The sequence below is a fragment of the Streptomyces pseudogriseolus genome (assembly GCA_002154585.1).
Taxonomy (GTDB): Bacteria; Actinomycetota; Actinomycetes; order Streptomycetales; family Streptomycetaceae; genus Streptomyces; species Streptomyces pseudogriseolus.
Genome location: MUNG01000056.1, coordinates 1 through 21878 on the forward strand (window position 1 = coordinate 1; position 21878 = coordinate 21878).

The following is a 21878-nucleotide window of genomic DNA, read 5'->3' on the forward strand; positions in this document are numbered from 1 at the left end:
CGCCTCCGTCGCGCGGCGCTGGACGTCCTGGGGGTCGTGGGAGACGGGGCCCGGCTCGTCGGCGGACAGGGCGGTGTCCGCGTGGGCGTGCGGCTCGGCCGGGGCCGGCAGCAGCAGGTAGCCGGTGAGGTCGAGCCGCGCCACGCACGCGCGCGTGGCGTCCGGGACGAGGCTGCCCGCCGTGCCGACGGCCTCGATGCGCCCGCCGCCGAGCCGTACGTCCACGGTCCGGCCGTCGGTGAGGCGGGCGCCGCACAGCAGAAGCCGGGGCGGGCCGGCCGGGCCCGAACCGGTGGGCGAGGACCACGGGTGGGACGGTGGCTGCGGCCGGTTGTCGGGCATCGCGCTCCTGGGGCTCGGGCTGCGCACGAGGACGCACGTCACGCTGAGACAAGATCACGCAGAGTGAGTCGAGCCTAGGACGGCCCTCCGTCCCGCGCCGGGAGGAGCGCAATAGTCGTACCGGTGTGGTCCGTCCGCCCGGGAGGGGGACAGGGGACCGAAACGGATTTGGGCGAACGGCGGCGGACCGTGTAATGTCTTCATCGCTCGCCCCAATAGCTCAGTCGGCAGAGCGTCTCCATGGTAAGGAGAAGGTCAACGGTTCGATTCCGTTTTGGGGCTCTGGTGTGTGAGGTTCCCGCCGTGAGGCGGGGTCCGATCGCATCAAAGCGGTGTAGCTCAGTCGGTAGAGCAAGCGGCTCATAATCGCTGTGTCACCGGTTCAAGTCCGGTCACCGCTACTCTCAGTAGCCGATTGCGGGGTCGGTCCTTCGATCGGCTACTCTTCTTGCGTTAAACAGTCCATCCGTTCGTCTTAGGAGCACTCACGTGGCTGCCACCGACGTCCGCCCGAAGATCACGCTGGCCTGCGTGGAGTGCAAGGAGCGGAACTACATCACCAAGAAGAACCGGCGTAACAACCCGGACCGTCTTGAGATGAAGAAGCACTGCCCGCGTTGCAACGCGCACACCGCGCACCGCGAAACGCGATAAATCAGGCTCGTACACGAGGCCGTCCCCCCACTCGGGGGGCGGCCTCGTGTCGTTTCCCCACCGACACCACACACCGTGAGACACGTCGGTTCCGGACCGACACAGGAGGTGCCGCGCGCATGGCGCTCGACCAGTCCTTCGTGGGGCGGACCTACCCGCCCACCGAGCCCTACGAGGTGGGCCGCGAGAAGATCCGCGAGTTCGCCGAGGCGGTGGGAGACGCCAACCCGGCGTACACGGACACGGAGGCGGCCAAGGCGCTCGGCCACCCCGATGTGATCGCCCCGCCGACCTTTGTGTTCGCCATCACGTTCAAGGCCGCCGGCCAGGTGATCGCCGACCCGCAGCTCGGCCTGGACTACAGCCGGGTGGTGCACGGCGACCAGAAGTTCGCCTACAAGCGCCCGGTGCGCGCGGGCGACCGGCTCACGGTCACCTCCACCATCGAGACCATCCGCACGATGGCGGGCAACGACATACTGGACGTCCGCGGCGAGGTGCACGACCAGAACGGCGAGCACGTCGTGACCGCCTGGACCAAGCTGGTGGCCCGCGCGGCCGAGGAGGCGTGAACCACACCATGACGGCGAAGATTGCCTACGCCGGCGTCGAGGTCGGCACCGAGCTGCCCGCTCAGACGTTCCCCGTGACCCGCGCCACCCTCGTCCAGTACGCGGGCGCCTCCGGCGACTTCAACCCCATCCACTGGAACGAGCGGTTCGCCAAGGAGGTCGGCCTGCCCGACGTCATCGCGCACGGCATGTTCACCATGGCCGAGGCGATCCGCGTGGTCACCGACTGGGCGGGCGACCCGGGCGCGGTCGTCGAGTACGGCGTCCGCTTCACCCGCCCCGTCGTCGTGCCCGACGACGACAAGGGCGCCGTCATCGAGGTCAGCGGCAAGGTTGCCGCCAAGCTCGACGACAACACGGTCCGCGTGGACCTCACCGCGACCAGCGCCGGCCAGAAGGTCCTCGGCGCCTCGCGGGCGGTCGTCCGCCTGGCCTGAGCCGGGCCGCCGCGGCGGCGGGGGAGCGGGCGCGGGGGAGCCGAGGCGGCCGTCTCGTAGTCTTGAGCCCGTGCAGGAACTCCACGACGCTCCCCTCGCCCCGCTGACCACCTTCCGGCTGGGCGGCCCCGCCACCCGGCTGGTCACCGCGACCACCGACGACGAGGTGATCGCCGCCGTCCGGGAGGCCGACGCCGCCGGCACCCCGCTGCTGGTCATCGGCGGCGGCTCCAACCTGGTCATCGGCGACAAGGGCTTCGACGGCACCGCCCTCGTCGTCGCCACCAAGGGCGTCACCCTCGACGGCACCGCCCTGGAACTGGCCGCCGGCGAGGTGTGGACCGACGCCGTCGCGGCGAGCGTGGAGGCCGGACTCGCCGGCATCGAGTGCCTGGCCGGAATCCCCGGCTCCGCCGGCGCCACCCCCATCCAGAACGTGGGCGCGTACGGCCAGGAGGTCGCCTCCACGATCACCGAGGTCGTCGCCTACGACCGGCGCTCAGGCGAGACCGTCACGCTCTCCAACGAGGAGTGCGCCTTCTCCTACCGGCACAGCCGTTTCAAGGCCGACCCCGAGCGGTACGTCGTCCTGCGCGTCCGCTTCCGGCTGGAGGACGCCGGCGGGATGTCCGGCCCGGTCAAGTACGCCGAGACCGCCCGCGTGCTCGGCGTCGCTCCCGGCGAGCGGGTGCCGCTGGCCACCGCCCGCGACACGGTGCTGAAGCTCCGCGCCGGCAAGGGCATGGTGCTGGACCCCGAGGACCACGACACCTGGTCGGCCGGCTCCTTCTTCACCAACCCGATCCTCGACGACGAGACGTTCGCCGCATTCCGTACGCGTGTGCGGGAGCGGTTGGGTGAGGACGTCGAGCCGCCCGCCTACCCCGCCGGCGAGGGGCGCACCAAGACCTCCGCGGCCTGGCTGATCGACAAGGCCGGCTTCACCAAGGGGTACGGCAACGGACCCGCCCGCATCTCCACCAAGCACACCCTCGCCCTCACCAACCGTGGCGACGCCACCACGGAGGACCTGCTGGCGCTGGCCCGTGAGGTCGTGGCGGGCGTCCGGGACGCGTTCGGGGTCACCCTGGTCAACGAGCCGGTCATGGTCGGCGTCGGCCTGGAGCCGTAGAACTCCGTTGCCGCGCCCGGCCCGTAGCGCGTATCCCTGACGTCATGAGGACGTCCATGAGTGAGCATCCGTGCGGCTGAGGGTCGAGGAGTTCCGGCCGCGCGCCGGGCGCTACGCCTTCCGGGTCGTCCAGCCGCGCCCCGCGCTGCGGCACACCACGCTCAGCGACCCGATGCGCGACTGGGGCTACCTGGTCGGGGACCACGACGGACTGGCCCGCCTCGCCGGGCTGTTCTCCTTCGCGGCGTACTCCCCGCACACGGTCGTCCACATCCCGCTCCGGCAGAGCGTGCCCCGGGACTACGCCCCGGGCGTGCCCGTCGACCTGGTGCTCGCCCACCAGTCGCTCGGACTGCGGCCCTCCGTGTGGCCGGCCCTGCGCCGCGGGCTCACCCACGGCGTCCCGCGGACCGTCCGCACCGACGAACGGCGCACCGCGCGCCACGGCTCCGCCTGGGAGGAGCGCTGGAATCGCCGCTGGGACCGCCTGCCCCGCGCCGACCGCCTCCAGCCCGCCGTCCACGCCCGGACACTGTTCCTGTCCGGCGCGCGGGACACCTTCGCCGCCGCGTCCCTGCAACTCGCCTGGGCGGCCGGTATCGGCCCGCTCAGCAAGAGGGCGGGCAAGGGGTACGACGTGCTCAGCGCCTCGCTCACCACGCTGTTGCCCCTGTCCCGGGGGCGGGGGACGGAGCTGGACATCGGCTTCCAGGCGTATCCGCCCCTGGCCCACTTCACCCGACCGGGGCGGCCAGCCAGGCGTCGACGTCCGACAGCAATTTGGCCTTGACGTCCTCGGGCGCCGCCGAGCCCCGGACCGACTGCCGGGCCAGCTCGGCCAGCTCCGCGTCCGTGAAGTCGTGGTGCCGGCGCGCGATCTCGTACTGCGCCGCCAGCCGGGAGCCGAACAGCAGCGGGTCGTCCGCGCCCAGGGCCATCGGCACGCCCGCCTCGAACAGCGTGCGCAGCGGCACGTCCCCCGGCTTGTCGTACACGCCGAGGGCGACGTTCGACGCCGGGCACACCTCGCAGGTGACGCCCCGGTCCGCGAGCCGCTTCATCAGCCGCGGATCGTCCGCCGCCCGCACCCCGTGCCCGATCCGGTGCGCCTCCAGGTCGTCCAGGCAGTCCCGCACCGACGCGGGGCCCGCCAGCTCGCCGCCGTGCGGCGCCGACAGCAGCCCGCCGTCGCGTGCGATGGCGAACGCCCGGTCGAAGTCGCGGGCCATGCCACGCCGTTCGTCGTTGGAGAGGCCGAAGCCGACGATCCCCCGGTCGGCGTAGCGCACGGCGAGACGGGCCAGCGTGCGGGCGTCCAGGGGGTGCTTCATCCGGTTGGCGGCCACCAGGACCCGCATGCCGAGCCCGGTGTCGCGGGAGGCCGTGTCCACGGCGTCGAGGATGATCTCCAGCGCCGGGATCAGCCCGCCCAGCCGGGGCGCGTACGAGGTCGGGTCGACCTGGATCTCCAGCCAGCGCGAGCCGTCCTTCAGATCCTCCTCGGCCGCCTCCCGCACCAGGCGCTGGATGTCCTCCGCCGACCTGATGCACGAGCGGGCCGCGTCGTACAGGCGCTGGAAGCGGAACCAGCCGCGTTCGTCCGTGGCCCGCAGCCGCGGCGGCTCCCCGCCGGTCAGGGCGTCGGCCAGCGCCTCGGGGAGTCGCACCCCGTACTTGTCGGCCAGTTCCAGCAGGGTGCCGGGCCGCATGGACCCGGTGAAGTGCAGGTGCAGATGGGCCTTCGGCAGCTCAGAGACATCACGTACACGCTCCATCCCAGGATCCTGCCGTACGTCACGGCCGTCCCGGTAGCGCTTTCCCCGTACGTGGTCTTGCTCGCACGGACGAACGGGGGCGCCCAGGACTGTCCTGGGCGCCCCCGGAGCGGAACGGAAGGGACGTCAGTCCCGCGCCTCCGCCAGCAGCTTCTGGATCCGGCTCACGCCCTCGACGAGGTCCTCGTCGCCCAGCGCGTAGGACAGCCGCAGGTAGCCCGGTGTGCCGAACGCCTCACCGGGGACCACCGCGACCTCGGCCTCCTCCAGGATCAGCGCGGCCAGCTCCACGGTGTCCTGCGGACGCTTGCCGCGGATCTCCTTGCCGATCAGCGCCTTCACCGACGGGTAGGCGTAGAACGCGCCCTCGGGCTCGGGGCAGACCACGCCGTCGATCTCGTTGAGCATCCGCACGATGGTCTTCCGGCGCCGGTCGAACGCCTCGCGCATCGTCGCGACCGCGTCCAGGTCGCCGGAGACGGCGGCGAGGGCGGCGGCCTGTGCGACGTTCGACACGTTGGACGTGGCGTGCGACTGGAGGTTGGTCGCGGCCTTCACGACGTCCTTCGGGCCGATGACCCAGCCGACCCGCCAGCCGGTCATGGCGTAGGTCTTCGCGACGCCGTTGACCACGATGCACTTGTCACGCAGCTCGGGCAGCAGCGCGGGCAGCGAGACGGAGAGGGCGTCGCCGTACACCAGGTGCTCGTAGATCTCGTCGGTGAGAACCCACAGGCCGTGCTCGACGGCCCAGCGGCCGATGGCCTCGGTCTCGGCCTCGCCGTAGACCGCGCCGGTCGGGTTGGAGGGGGAGACGAAGAGGACGACCTTCGTCTTCTCCGTGCGGGCCGCCTCCAGCTGCTCCACGCTCACCCGGTAACCGGTGGTCTCGTCGGCGACGACCTCCACCGGGACACCGCCCGCGAGCCGGATCGACTCGGGGTACGTCGTCCAGTACGGCGCCGGGACGATGACCTCGTCGCCCGGGTCGAGGATCGCGGCGAAGGCCTCGTAGATGGCCTGCTTGCCGCCGTTGGTGACCAGGACCTGGGACGGGTCGACCTCGTAGCCGGAGTCGCGCAGCGTCTTGGCGGCGATCGCCTGCTTCAGCTCGGGCAGACCGCCGGCCGGGGTGTACCGGTGGTACTTCGGGTTCTTGCAGGCCTCGATCGCGGCCTCGACGATGTAGTCGGGCGTCGGGAAGTCGGGCTCACCGGCGCCGAAGCCGATCACCGGTCGCCCGGCGGCCTTGAGGGCCTTGGCCTTGGCGTCCACGGCGAGGGTGGCGGACTCGGAGATCGCGCCGACTCGGGCGGAGACCCGGCGCTCGGTGGGAGGGGTTGCAGCGCTCATGAGGCCCATCGTTCCAGACACGGAACACAGACGGCACAGCGGTTTCACGGACTGAACAACACCGGGCAAAGGGTGGAACACCAGTCCGGTTCACCCGTCGGCGAGCCGCGCCCGCCAGGACGATCACCGTCCTTCCGTGGCCGGTGCGTCCCCTCCCAGGCACTTTCTGTTCGACGCCCGGCCCAGGAACACGTACACTCTCACCTCGTTGGCCTTCAGCGGCCCGCACTCAGCCGGTGCACACCAAGCTTCCGGCCGGATGCGGTACGTTGGGGGACGCACAAAGGGTCGTAGCTCAATTGGTAGAGCACTGGTCTCCAAAACCAGCGGTTGGGGGTTCAAGTCCCTCCGGCCCTGCTACACACACCTTCGCCAGGATGTGTGCGCATGTACGTACAGCAATGCACCGCCGTGCGGCTCAGACCGGGCGCGGCACGGCCACGACCCGGAATCAGGTGAGGACGAGTGACGGACGCCGTGGGCTCCATCGACATGCCTGATGCCCAGGAGCAGAAGCCCCGCAAGGGCGGCAAGCGTGCCAAGAAGGGCCCCCTGAAGCGTCTCGCGCTCTTCTACCGCCAGATCATCGCGGAACTCCGCAAGGTCGTCTGGCCCACTCGCAACCAGCTGACGTCGTACACGACCGCGGTCATCGTCTTCGTGGTGCTGATGATCGGCCTGGTGACCCTGATCGACTATGGCCTCAGCAACGCCGCCAAGTACGTCTTCGGCTGATCCCCGAGCGAAGAGCGCCGAGGTACCCGGCGCTCCTTTCGCATGTTCCACCCCTATGTATCCAGGAAGAAGCAGCCACCGTGTCTGACCCGAACGTGAACGACGCCGTCGAGCCTTACGGCGAAGGGGCCGAGTCCGCCGAGGACGCGCTCGCCGCCGTCGAGGACGCGGACGTCGAGGACACCGAGGCCTCCGCCGGGGCCGAGGCTGCCGACACCACCGACGCCGAGGCCGACGAGGCCGCCGGCGACGAGTCCGCCGACGCCGAGGAAGCGGCCGACGAGGCCACGGACGAGGCCGAGGCCGAGCCGGAGGACGACCGGGACCCGGTCGAGAAGCTCCGCGAGGAACTGCGGTCGCTGCCCGGCGAGTGGTACGTCATCCACACCTACGCGGGCTACGAGAACCGCGTGAAGACCAACCTCGAGCAGCGCGCCGTCTCGCTGAACGTCGAGGACTACATCTTCCAGGCCGAGGTGCCGCAGGAAGAGGTCGTCCAGATCAAGAACGGCGACCGCAAGACGATCAAGCAGAACAAGCTCCCGGGCTACGTCCTGGTCCGCATGGACCTGACGAACGAGTCCTGGGGCGTCGTCCGCAACACCCCCGGCGTCACCGGCTTCGTGGGCAACGCCTACGACCCGTACCCGCTGACGCTGGACGAGATCGTCAAGATGCTCGCCCCGGAGGCCGAGGAGAAGGCCGCCCGCGAGGCCGCCGAGGCCGAGGGCAAGCCGGCTCCGCAGCGCAAGGTCGAGGTCCAGGTGCTGGACTTCGAGGTCGGCGACTCGGTCACCGTCACCGACGGTCCGTTCGCCACGCTCCAGGCGACCATCAACGAGATCAACCCCGACTCCAAGAAGGTCAAGGGCCTGGTGGAGATCTTCGGCCGCGAGACGCCGGTCGAGCTCTCCTTCGACCAGATCCAGAAGAACTAGTCCTTCTGGACCGGCTGACACACAGCTTCCGCGCAGGTCAGGCGAACGCTCGCGCGTTTGTCTGACCTGCGCGGTTTTTGGCCGCGCATCCATACCCGTTATCGTTGTGCGGTATGCCTGCGTCCCGGATGTTTCCGGGACACGGGCAGGACCCGAATTCGAAAGGACCCGGAGAGCCATGCCTCCCAAGAAGAAGAAGGTCACGGGGCTCATCAAGCTCCAGATCCAGGCCGGTGCCGCGAACCCGGCCCCGCCGGTCGGCCCCGCGCTGGGTCAGCACGGCGTGAACATCATGGAGTTCTGCAAGGCCTACAACGCCGCGACCGAGTCGCAGCGCGGCTGGGTCATCCCGGTGGAGATCACGGTCTACGAGGACCGCTCCTTCACCTTCATCACCAAGACCCCGCCGGCCGCCAAGATGATCCTCAAGGCCGCGGGCGTGGAGAAGGGCTCCGGCGAGCCGCACAAGACCAAGGTCGCGAAGATCACGCGTGACCAGGTCCGTGAGATCGCCACCACCAAGATGCCCGACCTCAACGCCAACGACCTGGACGCCGCCGAGAAGATCATCGCCGGCACCGCCCGTTCCATGGGCGTCACGGTCGAGGGCTGACCTCCACCCCCGTAAGCCAAGCAGTAGTGGCAGGGCCTGCTCGGCCCGGACCACGACTCCTCGAAACACACAGGAGCTTTCAGTGAGCAAGCGCAGCAAGTCTCTCCGCGCTGCGGACGCCAAGATCGACCGGGAGAAGCTGTACGCCCCGCTCGAGGCCGTCCGTCTCGCCAAGGAGACGTCCACGACCAAGTTCGACGGCACCGTCGAGGTCGCCTTCCGCCTGGGTGTCGACCCGCGCAAGGCCGACCAGATGGTCCGTGGCACCGTGAACCTCCCGCACGGCACCGGTAAGACCGCCCGGGTCCTGGTCTTCGCGACCGGTGACCGTGCCGAGGCCGCGCGTGCCGCGGGCGCCGACATCGTCGGCGCCGACGAGCTGATCGACGAGGTGTCGAAGGGCCGTCTGGACTTCGACGCCGTCGTCGCCACCCCGGACCTCATGGGCAAGGTCGGCCGCCTCGGCCGCGTGCTCGGTCCCCGTGGTCTGATGCCGAACCCGAAGACCGGCACCGTGACCCCGGACGTCACCAAGGCCGTCAACGACATCAAGGGCGGCAAGATCGAGTTCCGTGTCGACAAGCACGCGAACCTGCACTTCATCATCGGCAAGACGTCGTTCGACGACACCAAGCTGGTGGAGAACTACGGCGCGGCCCTGGAGGAGATCCTCCGTCTGAAGCCGTCCGCCGCCAAGGGTCGCTACATCAAGAAGGCCGCCGTCAGCACCACGATGGGCCCCGGCATTCCGCTCGACCCGAACCGCACCCGCAACCTCCTCGTCGAGGAGGACCCGGCCGCCGTCTGAGCCGGGTGAACCGGCCGACGGGCCGGTGCGCGCACGCGTGAAGAACCCGTCCCCATGCCCGACCCGGGTGTGGGGGCGGGTTTTTTCGTACGTGTGTGTCGGTGGCGTCGGCTACGGTTCACAGCAATCACACAAGTGGTGCGCAGAGACAGCAGGGGTGGGATCGGTATGGCCATGGCCGCATGGAAGCGCGCGGGTGTCTGTCTGACGGCCGCGGCGGTCGTCGTGGGCCTCGCGGGGTGCCAGGACGGTGACGGCGGGGAGAGCGGGAAGAAGAAGGCCGGCGCCTCCTCCTCCGGCGCGCAGTCGCGGACCGAGGCGGCGGAGGTGCTCCAGGCCGCCTTCAAGAAGACGTCCGAGGCGAAGTCGTCGAAGGTGCGGATGACCGTCGAGACGTCCGGGGCCGCCGCGCAGAGCGGCGCCATGGAGATGTCCGGGGTGCAGGGGTGGGACCCGGCGGTCATGGACGTCACCATGAAGGGCTCCGGGTTCGCCGCCGCCGGCCCCGAGGCCCCCGAGCAGATCCGCGTGATCATGCTCGACGGCGTGATGTACATGGACCTGGGCACGGAGCAGGCCGCGCAGATGGACGGCAAGCGCTGGATGAAGATGGACTTCAAGGCCCTCGCCGACGCCACGGGCGACCCGAAGGTCCAGAAGCAGCTGACCGGCGGCCTGGAGAACATGAACCAGGACCCGGCGCAGCAGCTCGCCCTGCTGCTGGAGTCGCCCAGCCTGAAGCACGTGGGCCCCGAGAAGGTCGACGGCGTGGAGACGCAGCACTACAAGGGCACGCTCAGCTTCGAGGAGATGATCGACGCCAACACGTCCTTCGACCTGCTCTCGAAGGAGGAGCGGGACGAGCTCGTCGCCACGGCCGAGAAGTCGGGGATGAAGGGCTACGGCACCGAGATCTGGGTCAACGAGGACGACCTCCCGGTCAAGATGGTCGTCGGCATGACCATGGCCCAGGGCACGATGAAGATGACCTCGCACTTCTCGGACTACGGCGCCAAGGCCGAGGTCGAGGCCCCGCCGGCCGGCGAGACCTTCGACTTCATGCAGATGATCAAGGAACTGGAGTCGCTGGGCGCCGGCTCGGCGGCCTAAGGCCTTTCGTTTGGATCACCCCGGCGTCGCGGGGTCTGGCACGCACATCTGCGGCGTTGTCGTCGGTCGCCGACGCTCCGCGTCGACTCCCTCCTCCGCCTTGCAGCTGCACGCACCAGACCCCGCTCGGGTCGGCCGGAGAGGCACCGCGCCTCACGGCCGGCCTGATCCAAACGAAAGGCCCTAGCCCTCCCGGGCGGGGGCGGCCGATTTGCCTGGTGCCGACCCCGTCCCGTAGTCTTCCGAGGAAGCCAAAGACCGCTGGTCGTTGCCGTGCGCTCGTCATCGAGGGCGCGGTGGCCGAAGGATCCGCTGAACTGCGGACGACCCGCGCAGGTGACAGAGGAAGAGTTCCCGGTGGGCCGCAGCCGTGAGGCGCGGAGAACCGGTCGAGCTTCGCCCCGTGCGCCTGCGCCCGGGGCGTTTCGTTTTCCCCAGTCCTCCTTCGGGTCCGCGCGGTCCGAATCACCCGGAAGGAGGCCGAGGCTCTATGGCGAGGCCCGACAAGGCTGCCGCGGTTGCCGAGCTGACGGACAAGTTCCGCAGCTCCAACGCCGCCGTGCTGACCGAGTACCGCGGTCTCACCGTGGCGCAGCTCAAGACGCTGCGCCGTTCGCTCGGTGAGAACGCCCAGTACGCCGTGGTGAAGAACACGCTGACCAAGATTGCGGCCAACGAGGCCGGGATCACGCTCGACGACCAGCTCTTCGCTGGCCCGACGGCGGTCGCCTTCGTCACCGGTGACCCGGTGGAGTCGGCGAAGGGTCTTCGTGACTTCGCCAAGGACAACCCGAATCTCGTCATCAAGGGCGGTGTCCTTGACGGCAAGGCGCTGTCCGCCGACGAGATCAAGAAGCTCGCGGACCTCGAGTCCCGCGAGGTGCTGCTCTCCAAGCTGGCCGGTGCCTTCAAGGCGAAGCAGTCCCAGGCTGCCTCCGTCTTCCAGGCGCTGCCGTCGAAGCTCGTCCGCACCGTGGACGCGCTCCGTGCCAAGCAGGACGAGCAGGGCGGTGCCGAGTAATTCGGCTCGCTTTCCGGCCCTCGCCGCATGACGTGAGGGCCGATGCGGGCCCGAGTAACGCCCGCCTCACCCAGTACACCCGGCACCTGCCGATTTAGTGGAAGGACCGCCATCATGGCGAAGCTCACCCAGGACGAGCTGCTGGCCCAGTTCGAGGGCATGACCCTCATCGAGCTCTCCGAGTTCGTGAAGGCCTTCGAGGAGAAGTTCGACGTCACCGCCGCCGCGGCCGCCCCGGTCGTCGTCGCCGGTGGTGCCGCTGGTGGCGCCGCCGCCGAGGCCGTCGAGGAGAAGGACGAGTTCGACGTCGTCCTCACCGGCGCCGGCGACAAGAAGATCCAGGTCATCAAGGTCGTGCGCGAGCTGACCTCCCTGGGTCTGAAGGAGGCCAAGGACCTCGTCGACGGCACCCCGAAGCCGGTCCTCGAGAAGGTCAACAAGGAAGCCGCCGACAAGGCCAAGGAGGCCCTCGAGGGCGCCGGCGCCTCCGTCGAGGTCAAGTAAGACCTTCCGGGTCCGCAAGGATCCGTCACGCGCCTTCGCGGGCGTGTAACGCTCATGTGCCGAGGAGCGATCATCCATCCGGGTGGTCGCTCTTCGGCGTATCGGGGGGTCGGCGGCGGCTGCCTTGCACCCGTGACGGCGGGGGGTATGGTGATCTTCGTTGCGCCACCGAGGGGCCGCGGAGATGAGCCGGACGGCGGCGGTTCGGGCAAGGGGGGCCCTTGACGAACCGCACGCAGCGCGCAATTCTCAGGACGCGTCGTCACAAGGATCCGAATCCGAGGCATGGATCGACGGCAAAGAGGGCAGTATCACCGTGCGTTGAGGGCAGCGCCTTGCCGCAGGAGTTGATGACAACGAGGGCCTCCAACCGGTCTCGTACACCGCACTGGACATCAGTGTGCCAAGTGGCTACACTGACCCTTTGCGCTGCCTGTTAGCTGTCCCCTGCCCGTCACCAGGGGCATGCCCTCACTCGAGCATGGACGACCGGATCATTTCCGACCTGGAATGTCCGTCTCTGCGCCCAGTGGGGGGCCGGTACGCGCGTAGTGAGTCCGAGCCCTCGGAAGGACCCCCTCTTGGCCGCCTCGCGCAACGCCTCGACCGCGAATACGAACAACGGCGCCAGCACCGCCCCGCTGCGCATCTCCTTTGCAAAGATCAAGGAGCCCCTCGAGGTTCCGAACCTTCTCGCGCTGCAGACCGAGAGCTTTGACTGGCTGCTCGGCAACGACGCGTGGAAGGCTCGCGTCGAGGAGGCTCTCGAGAACGGGCACGACGTCCCCACCAAGTCCGGTCTGGAGGAGATCTTCGAAGAGATCTCCCCGATCGAGGACTTCTCCGGGTCGATGTCGCTGACCTTCCGCGACCACCGCTTCGAGCCGCCGAAGAACTCCATCGACGAGTGCAAGGAGCGCGACTTCACGTACGCGGCCCCGCTCTTCGTCACGGCCGAGTTCACCAACAACGAGACCGGCGAGATCAAGTCCCAGACCGTCTTCATGGGCGACTTCCCGCTCATGACGAACAAGGGCACCTTCGTCATCAACGGCACCGAGCGTGTCGTGGTGTCCCAGCTGGTGCGCTCGCCCGGCGTCTACTTCGACTCCTCCATCGACAAGACGTCCGACAAGGACATCTTCTCCGCCAAGATCATCCCGTCCCGGGGCGCCTGGCTGGAGATGGAGATCGACAAGCGCGACATGGTCGGTGTGCGCATCGACCGCAAGCGCAAGCAGTCCGTCACCGTCCTCCTGAAGGCGCTCGGCTGGACCACCGAGCAGATCCTCGAGGAGTTCGGCGAGTACGAGTCCATGCGCGCCACCCTGGAGAAGGACCACACCCAGGGCCAGGACGACGCGCTGCTCGACATCTACCGCAAGCTGCGTCCGGGCGAGCCCCCCACCCGTGAGGCCGCGCAGACGCTGCTCGAGAACCTCTACTTCAACCCCAAGCGCTACGACCTCGCCAAGGTCGGCCGCTACAAGGTGAACAAGAAGCTCGGCGGCGACCAGCCGCTCGACGCCGGCGTGCTCACCACCGACGACATCATCGCCACGATCAAGTACCTGGTGAAGCTGCACGCCGGTGAGACCGAGACGGTCGGCGAGTCGGGCCGCACGATCATCGTCGAGACCGACGACATCGACCACTTCGGCAACCGCCGCATCCGCAACGTCGGCGAGCTGATCCAGAACCAGGTCCGTACGGGTCTCGCCCGTATGGAGCGCGTCGTGCGCGAGCGCATGACCACCCAGGACGTCGAGGCGATCACGCCGCAGACCCTGATCAACATCCGGCCGGTCGTCGCCTCCATCAAGGAGTTCTTCGGCACCAGCCAGCTGTCCCAGTTCATGGACCAGAACAACCCGCTGTCGGGGCTGACGCACAAGCGTCGTCTGAACGCCCTCGGCCCGGGTGGTCTCTCCCGTGAGCGGGCCGGCTTCGAGGTCCGTGACGTGCACCCCTCGCACTACGGCCGCATGTGCCCGATCGAGACGCCGGAAGGCCCGAACATCGGTCTGATCGGTTCGCTCGCCTCCTACGGGCGGATCAACCCGTTCGGCTTCATCGAGACGCCGTACCGCAAGGTCGTCGACGGCCAGGTCACCGACGAGGTGGACTACCTGACCGCCGACGAGGAGGACCGCTTCGTCATCGCTCAGGCCAACGCGCCGCTGAACGACGAGATGCGCTTCGTCGAGAACCGCATCCTGGTCCGCCGCCGCGGCGGCGAGGTCGACTACGTCCCCGGCGACGAGGTCGACTACATGGACGTCTCGCCGCGCCAGATGGTGTCGGTCGCGACCGCCATGATCCCGTTCCTCGAGCACGACGACGCCAACCGCGCCCTCATGGGCGCGAACATGATGCGCCAGGCCGTGCCGCTCATCAAGAGCGAGGCCCCGCTCGTCGGCACCGGCATGGAGTACCGCTCCGCCGTCGACGCCGGTGACGTGGTCAAGGCGGAGAAGGCGGGTGTGGTCCAGGAGGTCTCCGCGGACTACATCACCACGGCCAACGACGACGGCACGTACATCACGTACCGCCTGGCCAAGTTCTCCCGCTCCAACCAGGGCACCTCGGTCAACCAGAAGGTCATCGTCTCCGAGGGCGACCGCGTCATCGAGGGCCAGGTCCTCGCCGACGGTCCGGCCACCCAGAACGGCGAGATGGCGCTGGGCAAGAACCTGCTCGTGGCGTTCATGCCGTGGGAGGGTCACAACTACGAGGACGCGATCATCCTGTCGCAGCGCCTCGTGCAGGACGACGTCCTCTCCTCGATCCACATCGAGGAGCACGAGGTCGACGCCCGTGACACCAAGCTCGGCCCCGAGGAGATCACCCGGGACATCCCGAACGTCTCCGAGGAGGTCCTCGCCGACCTCGACGAGCGCGGCATCATCCGCATCGGCGCCGAGGTCATCGCCGGCGACATCCTCGTCGGCAAGGTCACGCCCAAGGGTGAGACCGAGCTGACCCCCGAGGAGCGTCTGCTGCGCGCGATCTTCGGCGAGAAGGCCCGTGAGGTCCGTGACACCTCGCTGAAGGTGCCGCACGGCGAGACCGGCAAGGTCATCGGCGTCCGCGTCTTCGACCGCGAGGAGGGCGACGAGCTTCCCCCCGGTGTGAACCAGCTGGTGCGCGTCTACGTCGCGCAGAAGCGCAAGATCACCGACGGTGACAAGCTCGCCGGCCGTCACGGCAACAAGGGCGTCATCTCCAAGATCCTGCCCATCGAGGACATGCCGTTCCTCGAGGACGGGACCCCGGTCGACATCATCCTCAACCCGCTGGGCGTGCCGTCCCGAATGAACCCGGGACAGGTGCTGGAGATCCACCTCGGCTGGCTCGCCAGCCGCGGCTGGGACGTCTCCGGCCTCGCGGAGGAGTGGGCGCAGCGGCTCCAGGCCATCGGCGCCGACCAGGTCGAGCCCGGCACCAACGTCGCCACCCCGGTCTTCGACGGTGCGCGTGAGGACGAGCTCGCGGGTCTGCTCCAGCACACCATCCCGAACCGCGACGGCGAGCGCATGGTGCTCCCGACCGGTAAGGCGCGGCTGTTCGACGGCCGCAGCGGTGAGCCGTTCCCGGACCCGATCTCGGTCGGCTACATGTACATCCTGAAGCTGCACCACCTGGTCGACGACAAGCTGCACGCCCGTTCGACCGGTCCGTACTCCATGATCACCCAGCAGCCGCTGGGCGGTAAGGCTCAGTTCGGTGGCCAGCGGTTCGGCGAGATGGAGGTGTGGGCACTCGAGGCGTACGGCGCCGCCTACGCGCTCCAGGAGCTGCTGACCATCAAGTCCGACGACGTCACCGGCCGCGTGAAGGTCTACGAGGCCATCGTCAAGGGCGAGAACATCCCCGAGCCCGGCATCCCCGAGTCCTTCAAGGTGCTCATCAAGGAGATGCAGTCCCTGTGCCTGAACGTGGAGGTGCTGTCCAGCGACGGTATGTCCATCGAGATGCGCGACACCGACGAGGACGTCTTCCGCGCTGCGGAGGAGCTTGGCATCGACCTGTCCCGGCGCGAGCCGAGCAGCGTCGAAGAGGTCTGACGGGAGTCCGGCGGCCTTCGTCATGAAGGCCGCCGGCCCCAGGACCCCCGTATCAGACCCCATGACTTACAACCCTGAGAGGGATTGACGCATAGTGCTCGACGTCAACTTCTTCGACGAGCTCCGGATCGGTCTGGCCACCGCTGACGACATCCGTCAGTGGAGCCACGGCGAGGTCAAGAAGCCCGAGACCATCAACTACCGCACCCTCAAGCCCGAGAAGGACGGACTCTTCTGCGAGAAGATCTTCGGTCCGACCCGGGACTGGGAGTGCTACTGCGGCAAGTACAAGCGCGTCCGCTTCAAGGGCATCATCTGCGAGCGCTGCGGCGTCGAGGTCACCCGCGCCAAGGTGCGCCGTGAGCGGATGGGCCACATCGAGCTGGCCGCTCCCGTCACGCACATCTGGTACTTCAAGGGTGTCCCGAGCCGGCTGGGCTACCTGCTCGACCTGGCCCCGAAGGACCTCGAGAAGGTCATCTACTTCGCCGCGTACATGATCACGTACGTGGACGAGGAGCGCCGTACCCGCGACCTGCCCTCGCTGGAGGCCCACGTCTCCGTCGAGCGCCAGCAGATCGAGAACCGCCGGGACGCCGACCTGGAGGCCCGCGCCAAGAAGCTCGAGACCGACCTGGCCGAGCTGGAGGCCGAGGGCGCAAAGGCCGACGTGCGCCGCAAGGTGCGCGAGGGCGCCGAGCGTGAGATGAAGCAGCTGCGCGACCGTGCGCAGCGCGAGATCGACCGCCTCGACGAGGTGTGGAACCGGTTCAAGAACCTCAAGGTCCAGGACCTCGAGGGCGACGAGCTGCTCTACCGCGAGCTGCGTGACCGCTTCGGCACGTACTTCGACGGCTCGATGGGCGCCGCGGCGCTGCAGAAGCGCCTGGAGTCCTTCGACCTCGAGGAGGAGGCCGAGAAGCTCCGCGAGATCATCCGCACCGGCAAGGGCCAGAAGAAGACCCGCGCCCTGAAGCGGCTGAAGGTCGTCTCCGCGTTCCTGCAGACCTCCAACAGCCCCAAGGGCATGGTCCTGGACTGCGTCCCGGTCATCCCGCCGGACCTGCGTCCGATGGTGCAGCTGGACGGTGGCCGCTTCGCGACCTCCGACCTGAACGACCTGTACCGCCGTGTCATCAACCGCAACAACCGCCTGAAGCGGCTTCTCGACCTCGGGGCGCCCGAGATCATCGTGAACAACGAGAAGCGCATGCTCCAGGAGGCCGTCGACGCGCTCTTCGACAACGGCCGCCGCGGCCGCCCGGTCACGGGCCCCGGCAACCGTCCGCTGAAGTCGCTGTCCGACATGCTCAAGGGCAAGCAGGGCCGCTTCCGTCAGAACCTGCTCGGCAAGCGCGTGGACTACTCCGCGCGTTCCGTGATCGTCGTCGGTCCGCAGCTCAAGCTGCACCAGTGCGGTCTGCCGAAGGCGATGGCGCTGGAGCTGTTCAAGCCGTTCGTGATGAAGCGCCTGGTCGACCTGAACCACGCGCAGAACATCAAGTCGGCCAAGCGCATGGTCGAGCGCGGCCGCACGGTCGTGTACGACGTGCTGGAAGAGGTCATCGCGGAGCACCCGGTTCTGCTGAACCGCGCGCCCACGCTGCACCGCCTCGGCATCCAGGCCTTCGAACCGCAGCTGGTCGAGGGCAAGGCCATCCAGATCCACCCGCTCGTCTGCACCGCGTTCAACGCGGACTTCGACGGTGACCAGATGGCTGTCCACCTGCCGCTGTCCGCGGAGGCGCAGGCCGAGGCCCGCATCCTGATGCTGTCCTCGAACAACATCCTCAAGCCGGCCGACGGCCGCCCGGTGACGATGCCGACCCAGGACATGGTCCTCGGTCTGTTCTTCCTCACCACCGACGGCGAGATGCGCGACCTCAAGGGCGAGGGCCGTTCCTTCGCCTCGGTCGCGGAGGCGATCATGGCCTTCGACGCGGGCGAGCTGTCGCTCCAGTCGAAGATCGACATCCGCTTCCCGGTCGGCACCATCCCGCCGCGCGGCTGGACCCCGCCGGCGACCGAGGAGGGCGAGCCGGAGTGGCAGCAGGGTGACCCGTTCCGCCTGAACACCACCCTGGGCCGCGCGCTCTTCAACGAGCTGCTGCCCGAGGACTACCCGTTCGTCGACTACGAGGTCGGCAAGAAGCAGCTCTCCGAGATCGTCAACGACCTCGCCGAGCGCTACCCGAAGGTCATCGTGGCGGCGACGCTCGACAACCTGAAGGCGTCCGGCTTCTACTGGGCGACCCGTTCCGGCGTCACCGTGGCCATCTCCGACGTCGTCGTTCCCGAGGCGAAGAAGGAGATCGTCAAGGGCTACGAGGCGCAGGACGAGAAGGTCCAGAAGCAGTACGAGCGCGGTCTGATCACCAAGGACGAGCGCACGCAGGAGCTCATCGCGATCTGGACCAAGGCGACCAACGAGGTCGCCGAGGCGATGAACGACAACTTCCCGAAGACCAACCCGATCTTCATGATGGTGAACTCGGGTGCACGAGGCAACATGATGCAGATGCGTCAGATCGCCGGTATGCGTGGTCTGGTGTCGAACGCGAAGAACGAGACAATCCCGCGTCCGATCAAGGCGTCGTTCCGTGAGGGCCTGTCCGTGCTGGAGTACTTCATCTCCACGCACGGTGCCCGTAAGGGTCTGGCGGACACCGCTCTGCGTACCGCCGACTCGGGTTACCTCACCCGTCGTCTGGTCGACGTCTCCCAGGACGTCATCATCCGCGAGGAGGACTGCGGCACCGACCGCGGTCTGCGCCTCAAGATCGCGAGCCGGGACGAGACGGGCGTGCTCCGCAAGGAGGGCGACGTCGAGACCTCCGTGTACGCGCGCTGCCTCGCCGAGGACATCGTGGTCGACGGTCAGGTGCTGGCGCCGGCCGGCACCGACCTGGGCGACGTCCTCATCGAGGAGCTCGTCTCCCGCGGCGTCGAGGAGGTCAAGACCCGCTCGGTCCTGACCTGCGAGTCCGCCGTCGGCACCTGCGCGATGTGTTACGGCCGTTCGCTCGCCACCGGCAAGCTGGTCGACATCGGTGAGGCGGTCGGCATCATCGCCGCCCAGTCCATCGGTGAGCCCGGCACCCAGCTGACGATGCGTACCTTCCACACCGGTGGTGTGGCCGGTGACGACATCACCCAGGGTCTGCCGCGTGTCGTCGAGCTCTTCGAGGCCCGTACCCCGAAGGGTGTCGCCCCGATCTCCGAGGCCTCCGGCCGCGTGCGGATCGAGGAGACGGAGAAGACGAAGAAGATCGTCGTCACCCCGGACGACGGCAGCGACGAGACGGCGTACCCGATCTCGAAGCGCGCCAAGGTCCTGGTCTCCGAGGGCGACCACGTCGAGGTGGGCCAGCAGCTCACCGTGGGTGCCACCAACCCGCACGACGTGCTGCGCATCCTGGGTCAGCGTGCCGTCCAGGTCCACCTGGTCGGCGAGGTCCAGAAGGTCTACAACTCGCAGGGCGTGTCGATCCACGACAAGCACATCGAGATCATCATCCGGCAGATGCTGCGCCGCGTGACGATCATCGAGTCCGGCGACGCCGAGCTGCTGCCCGGCGAGCTGGTCGAGCGGTCGAAGTTCGAGACCGAGAACCGTCGTGTGGTCCAGGAGGGCGGTCACCCGGCCTCCGGCCGTCCGCAGCTCATGGGTATCACCAAGGCCTCGCTGGCCACGGAGTCCTGGCTGTCGGCGGCGTCCTTCCAGGAGACGACGCGAGTCCTCACGGACGCGGCGATCAACGCCAAGTCCGACTCGCTCATCGGCCTCAAGGAGAACGTCATCATCGGTAAGCTCATCCCGGCCGGTACGGGTCTGTCCCGCTACCGCAACATCCGGGTCGAGCCGACCGAGGAGGCCAAGGCCGCGATGTACTCGGCCGTCGGCTACGACGACATCGACTACTCGCCGTTCGGCACCGGCTCCGGCCAGGCCGTTCCGCTGGAGGACTACGACTACGGTCCGTACAACCAGTAAGCGAGTCGCTTGAACCGCAGGGCGGTCACTCCGTACGGGGTGGCCGCCCTGCGGCATGTCGGGGACGTGCGATGGGCCGCTCGGGGGCGCGCGGCAGGGGGTGTGGCTGGAACCGAACGCCCCACACGCTGCGTTCAACCGGGTGAATACTCATACTGGGACTGTCCGTCCCGGCCCTGGGGAGGCAGCCGTGTCGTATCCGACCCCGTGGCAGGGCGGCCCGCTGCCGGGCCCCACCACCCCGTCGATGCTGGCCTCGCACGCGGACCGCGAGCGCGCGGTGGACGTGCTGCGCGCCGGGTACGGGGAGGGCCGCCTGGACCACCCGGAGTTCGAGAAGCGGGTGGCGCGCGCCTACTCCGCGCGCACGGTGGGCGAGCTGTCGCTGCTGGTGGCCGATCTGCCGCAGGGGCCGATGGCGCAGCCCATGACGCCCCACGGCCCGGTGCCGCCGGCCTTCCTGCCGCGGCCGCAGGCCCGCACCAACGGCAAGGCGCTGGCGTCCATGGTGTGCGGGGTGCTGTGCGTGGCGACCGGAGGCCTCACGGGACTGCCTGCGGTGATCCTCGGGCACATGGCCCAGTCGGAGATACGCCGCACCGGCGAGGCAGGCGACGGCATGGCCCTGACCGGGCTGGTCCTCGGCTGGCTGTCGGTGGCCGGCTGGCTGATCTTCCTGGGCCTTTTCGGCCTGCTCGCGGTGGTGGCGACCTCGGGCTGACGGCCCTCGCGGGGGTGGCGTGGTGCCCGGCCGCGGGCTCAGCGGGTCGGCTGGAGGTACTGCTGAAGGTGATGCAGCCGGGTGTGGTAGTCCGGGTGCGAGGACAGCAGCCTGCTCGCGGCGGTCTCGGGCACCGGGGCGCCCTGGCCGGCGGCGGTGAGCGCGGCGGTCCGCAGCTGCTCCTGCTGGTGCAGCTTGTCCAGCACGGCCGCCAGCATCGGTGCGAAGCCCAGCGCCGCGGCGTGCCGGTCGGCGCGCAGCTCCGAGCGGCGGCCGACGGCGGCGAGGGCGTACGGCATGCCCAGGACCAGCAGCGGCAGACCGTACAGCGAGGTGATCGTCGCCAGGGCGAGGCCGCCGACGCACACGCCGAAGAAGGCCACTCCGATGCAGGAGAAGGCCCGCGACACCTGGAACAGGAAGCCGGTGACGGCGCGCAGCAGCCGCCAGGCGATCCGCCCGGGCAGCGCGTACCAGTAGCCGAGCAGCCCGGACCAGGCGTGGCCGCCGACATGGTGGCCCAGCTCGTGCGCCATGACGGCGGCCAGTTCCCCGTTGGGCAGGTTGTTCATCGCGAACCGGGTCACACCGACGATATGACCGGCGGCGGCGACCGCGTTGAGGCTGTCGCTGTCCTCGACCCACAGTTCGTAGGTGCGGCCGTCGACCCCGGCCCGGGCGGTCACCTCGCGCCAGACCGGTTCGAGAGTGGCTCTTTCCTGCGGCGTGGGGTAGCGCAGGCGGAGCAGATGGCGCGCGAGGGCGCTTTCGGTGGGCCGGTGGAACACGAGTGCGCCGCTGGCGAGCCAGGCCAGTATCAGCAGGATCCCGAAGTCGCCGAGCAGCAGCGAGACGAGAGTGACGACGACGAGGCTGCACAGGAAGTTCGGCAGGTGCAGCAGGAGGTTGCCGAAGGCGGCGGCGTCGGTGCGCCGCTGCTGACCGGCGACGTGGACGCGCCCGCGGTCGGTGCTGATGTGGTGCGGGTGCAGCGGGGAGCCGGGCGGCGGCGGCACCGCGGCCTCCGGGTAAGAGGGCGCGGCGGCCTGCGGGTACGGGGGCGGGGCCGGCGCGTGTGGGTACCTGGCTCTTATACACATCC

The 21878-nt window shown here is 68.9% G+C and carries 18 protein-coding genes, 3 tRNA genes and 1 pseudogene; 18 read left to right on the forward strand and 4 right to left on the reverse strand.

Features of this window, described 5'->3' with window-relative positions; translation table 11 throughout:
* Positions 1-342: pseudogene (locus CCN29_RS06660) on the reverse strand (hydrolase); the annotation flags it as partial.
* Positions 343-551: 209 nt separating this feature from the next.
* Between CCN29_RS06660 and CCN29_RS06665 the strand changes: the two are divergent.
* From CCN29_RS06665 to CCN29_RS06695, 7 genes are all read left to right on the forward strand, one after another.
* Positions 552-624: transfer RNA gene (locus CCN29_RS06665), tRNA-Thr, on the forward strand.
* A 46-nt stretch (positions 625-670) separates the two neighbouring features.
* A tRNA-Met gene (locus CCN29_RS06670) sits at positions 671-743 on the forward strand.
* Between the two features lie 88 nt (positions 744-831).
* A complete protein-coding gene (gene rpmG / locus CCN29_RS06675) occupies positions 832-996 on the forward strand; it encodes a 50S ribosomal protein L33 (RefSeq protein ID WP_003948671.1) in 165 nt (54 codons plus the stop codon).
* A gap of 119 nt (positions 997-1115) precedes the next feature.
* Positions 1116-1568: a MaoC family dehydratase N-terminal domain-containing protein gene (locus CCN29_RS06680; protein WP_006130613.1), complete on the forward strand. Its 453-nt coding sequence runs from the start codon at positions 1116-1118 to the stop codon at positions 1566-1568.
* A gap of 8 nt (positions 1569-1576) precedes the next feature.
* Complete coding sequence (locus CCN29_RS06685) at positions 1577-2005, forward strand: MaoC family dehydratase (protein ID WP_086680518.1); 429 nt, start codon at positions 1577-1579, stop codon at positions 2003-2005.
* Positions 2006-2075: 70 nt separating this feature from the next.
* Entirely contained in the window at positions 2076-3137 is a 1062-nt protein-coding gene (locus CCN29_RS06690; protein WP_006130611.1) for a UDP-N-acetylmuramate dehydrogenase, read from the forward strand.
* A 70-nt stretch (positions 3138-3207) separates the two neighbouring features.
* A complete protein-coding gene (locus CCN29_RS06695; RefSeq protein WP_086680512.1) occupies positions 3208-3927 on the forward strand; it encodes a hypothetical protein in 720 nt (239 codons plus the stop codon).
* Here CCN29_RS06695 and CCN29_RS06700 read toward each other — a convergent pair.
* Together CCN29_RS06700 and CCN29_RS06705 are read right to left on the reverse strand one after the other, a co-directional pair.
* Positions 3872-4912, reverse strand: coding sequence for an adenosine deaminase (locus CCN29_RS06700; protein ID WP_031023641.1), 1041 nt, complete (start codon positions 4910-4912; stop codon positions 3872-3874). The genes CCN29_RS06695 and CCN29_RS06700 overlap by 56 nt on opposite strands.
* 126 nt (positions 4913-5038) lie before the next feature.
* Positions 5039-6265 carry a pyridoxal phosphate-dependent aminotransferase gene (locus CCN29_RS06705; protein WP_086680520.1) on the reverse strand — a complete coding sequence of 409 codons (1227 nt, stop codon included), beginning with the start codon at positions 6263-6265 and terminating at the stop codon, positions 5039-5041.
* A 284-nt stretch (positions 6266-6549) separates the two neighbouring features.
* Here CCN29_RS06705 and CCN29_RS06710 point away from each other — a divergent pair.
* The 11 genes from CCN29_RS06710 (at position 6550) to CCN29_RS06765 (ending at position 20776) form a co-directional block, all read left to right on the forward strand.
* Positions 6550-6622 (forward strand) — tRNA-Trp (locus CCN29_RS06710).
* Positions 6623-6730: 108 nt separating this feature from the next.
* Positions 6731-7000, forward strand: a complete 270-nt coding sequence (gene secE / locus CCN29_RS06715; protein ID WP_006130607.1) for a preprotein translocase subunit SecE — start codon at positions 6731-6733, stop codon at positions 6998-7000.
* Positions 7001-7080: 80 nt separating this feature from the next.
* The gene (nusG, locus tag CCN29_RS06720) at positions 7081-7938 is read left to right on the forward strand and encodes a transcription termination/antitermination protein NusG (protein ID WP_086680514.1); all 858 of its coding nucleotides are present in this window, start codon (positions 7081-7083) and stop codon (positions 7936-7938) included.
* A gap of 178 nt (positions 7939-8116) precedes the next feature.
* On the forward strand, positions 8117-8551 hold the full coding sequence (gene rplK, locus CCN29_RS06725; protein ID WP_006130605.1) for a 50S ribosomal protein L11: 435 nt from the start codon (positions 8117-8119) through the stop codon (positions 8549-8551).
* 82 nt (positions 8552-8633) lie between these two features.
* Positions 8634-9359 (forward strand): 50S ribosomal protein L1, encoded by a 726-nt coding sequence (rplA, locus tag CCN29_RS06730; RefSeq protein ID WP_006130604.1) that lies wholly within the window; start codon positions 8634-8636, stop codon positions 9357-9359.
* A gap of 168 nt (positions 9360-9527) precedes the next feature.
* Positions 9528-10469 (forward strand): SCO4651 family lipoprotein, encoded by a 942-nt coding sequence (locus tag CCN29_RS06735; protein ID WP_086680516.1) that lies wholly within the window; start codon positions 9528-9530, stop codon positions 10467-10469.
* 490 nt (positions 10470-10959) lie between these two features.
* A complete protein-coding gene (gene rplJ / locus CCN29_RS06740) occupies positions 10960-11490 on the forward strand; it encodes a 50S ribosomal protein L10 (RefSeq protein WP_006130602.1) in 531 nt (176 codons plus the stop codon).
* Positions 11491-11604: 114 nt separating this feature from the next.
* Positions 11605-11994: a 50S ribosomal protein L7/L12 gene (rplL, locus tag CCN29_RS06745; RefSeq protein WP_006130601.1), complete on the forward strand. Its 390-nt coding sequence runs from the start codon at positions 11605-11607 to the stop codon at positions 11992-11994.
* 581 nt (positions 11995-12575) lie between these two features.
* On the forward strand, positions 12576-16061 hold the full coding sequence (gene rpoB / locus CCN29_RS06755) for a DNA-directed RNA polymerase subunit beta (protein ID WP_031023933.1): 3486 nt from the start codon (positions 12576-12578) through the stop codon (positions 16059-16061).
* 94 nt (positions 16062-16155) lie between these two features.
* A complete protein-coding gene (locus CCN29_RS06760; protein WP_006130599.1) occupies positions 16156-20055 on the forward strand; it encodes a DNA-directed RNA polymerase subunit beta' in 3900 nt (1299 codons plus the stop codon).
* Positions 20056-20245: 190 nt separating this feature from the next.
* Entirely contained in the window at positions 20246-20776 is a 531-nt protein-coding gene (locus tag CCN29_RS06765; RefSeq protein WP_006130598.1) for a DUF1707 and DUF4190 domain-containing protein, read from the forward strand.
* Between the two features lie 38 nt (positions 20777-20814).
* Here CCN29_RS06765 and CCN29_RS06770 read toward each other — a convergent pair whose 3' ends face one another.
* The gene (locus CCN29_RS06770; protein WP_442538250.1) at positions 20815-21876 is read right to left on the reverse strand and encodes a M48 family metalloprotease; all 1062 of its coding nucleotides are present in this window, start codon (positions 21874-21876) and stop codon (positions 20815-20817) included.
* Between the last annotated feature and the right edge of the window lie 2 nt (positions 21877-21878).

What these genes read in the sequence shown, in the direction of transcription:
- rplK (WP_006130605.1), top strand. Translation starts at nt 8,117, where the DNA reads ATGCCTCCCAAGAAGAAGAAGGTCACGGGGCTCATCAAGCTCCAGATC.
- CCN29_RS06705 (WP_086680520.1), bottom strand. Translation starts at nt 6,265, where the DNA reads ATGAGCGCTGCAACCCCTCCCACCGAGCGCCGGGTCTCCGCCCGAGTC.
- CCN29_RS06680 (WP_006130613.1), top strand. Translation starts at nt 1,116, where the DNA reads ATGGCGCTCGACCAGTCCTTCGTGGGGCGGACCTACCCGCCCACCGAG.
- rplL (WP_006130601.1), top strand. Translation starts at nt 11,605, where the DNA reads ATGGCGAAGCTCACCCAGGACGAGCTGCTGGCCCAGTTCGAGGGCATG.
- CCN29_RS06735 (WP_086680516.1), top strand. Translation starts at nt 9,528, where the DNA reads ATGGCCATGGCCGCATGGAAGCGCGCGGGTGTCTGTCTGACGGCCGCG.
- CCN29_RS06685 (WP_086680518.1), top strand. Translation starts at nt 1,577, where the DNA reads ATGACGGCGAAGATTGCCTACGCCGGCGTCGAGGTCGGCACCGAGCTG.
- CCN29_RS06700 (WP_031023641.1), bottom strand. Translation starts at nt 4,912, where the DNA reads ATGGAGCGTGTACGTGATGTCTCTGAGCTGCCGAAGGCCCATCTGCAC.
- CCN29_RS06770 (WP_442538250.1), bottom strand. Translation starts at nt 21,876, where the DNA reads ATGTGTATAAGAGCCAGGTACCCACACGCGCCGGCCCCGCCCCCGTAC.
- rplJ (WP_006130602.1), top strand. Translation starts at nt 10,960, where the DNA reads ATGGCGAGGCCCGACAAGGCTGCCGCGGTTGCCGAGCTGACGGACAAG.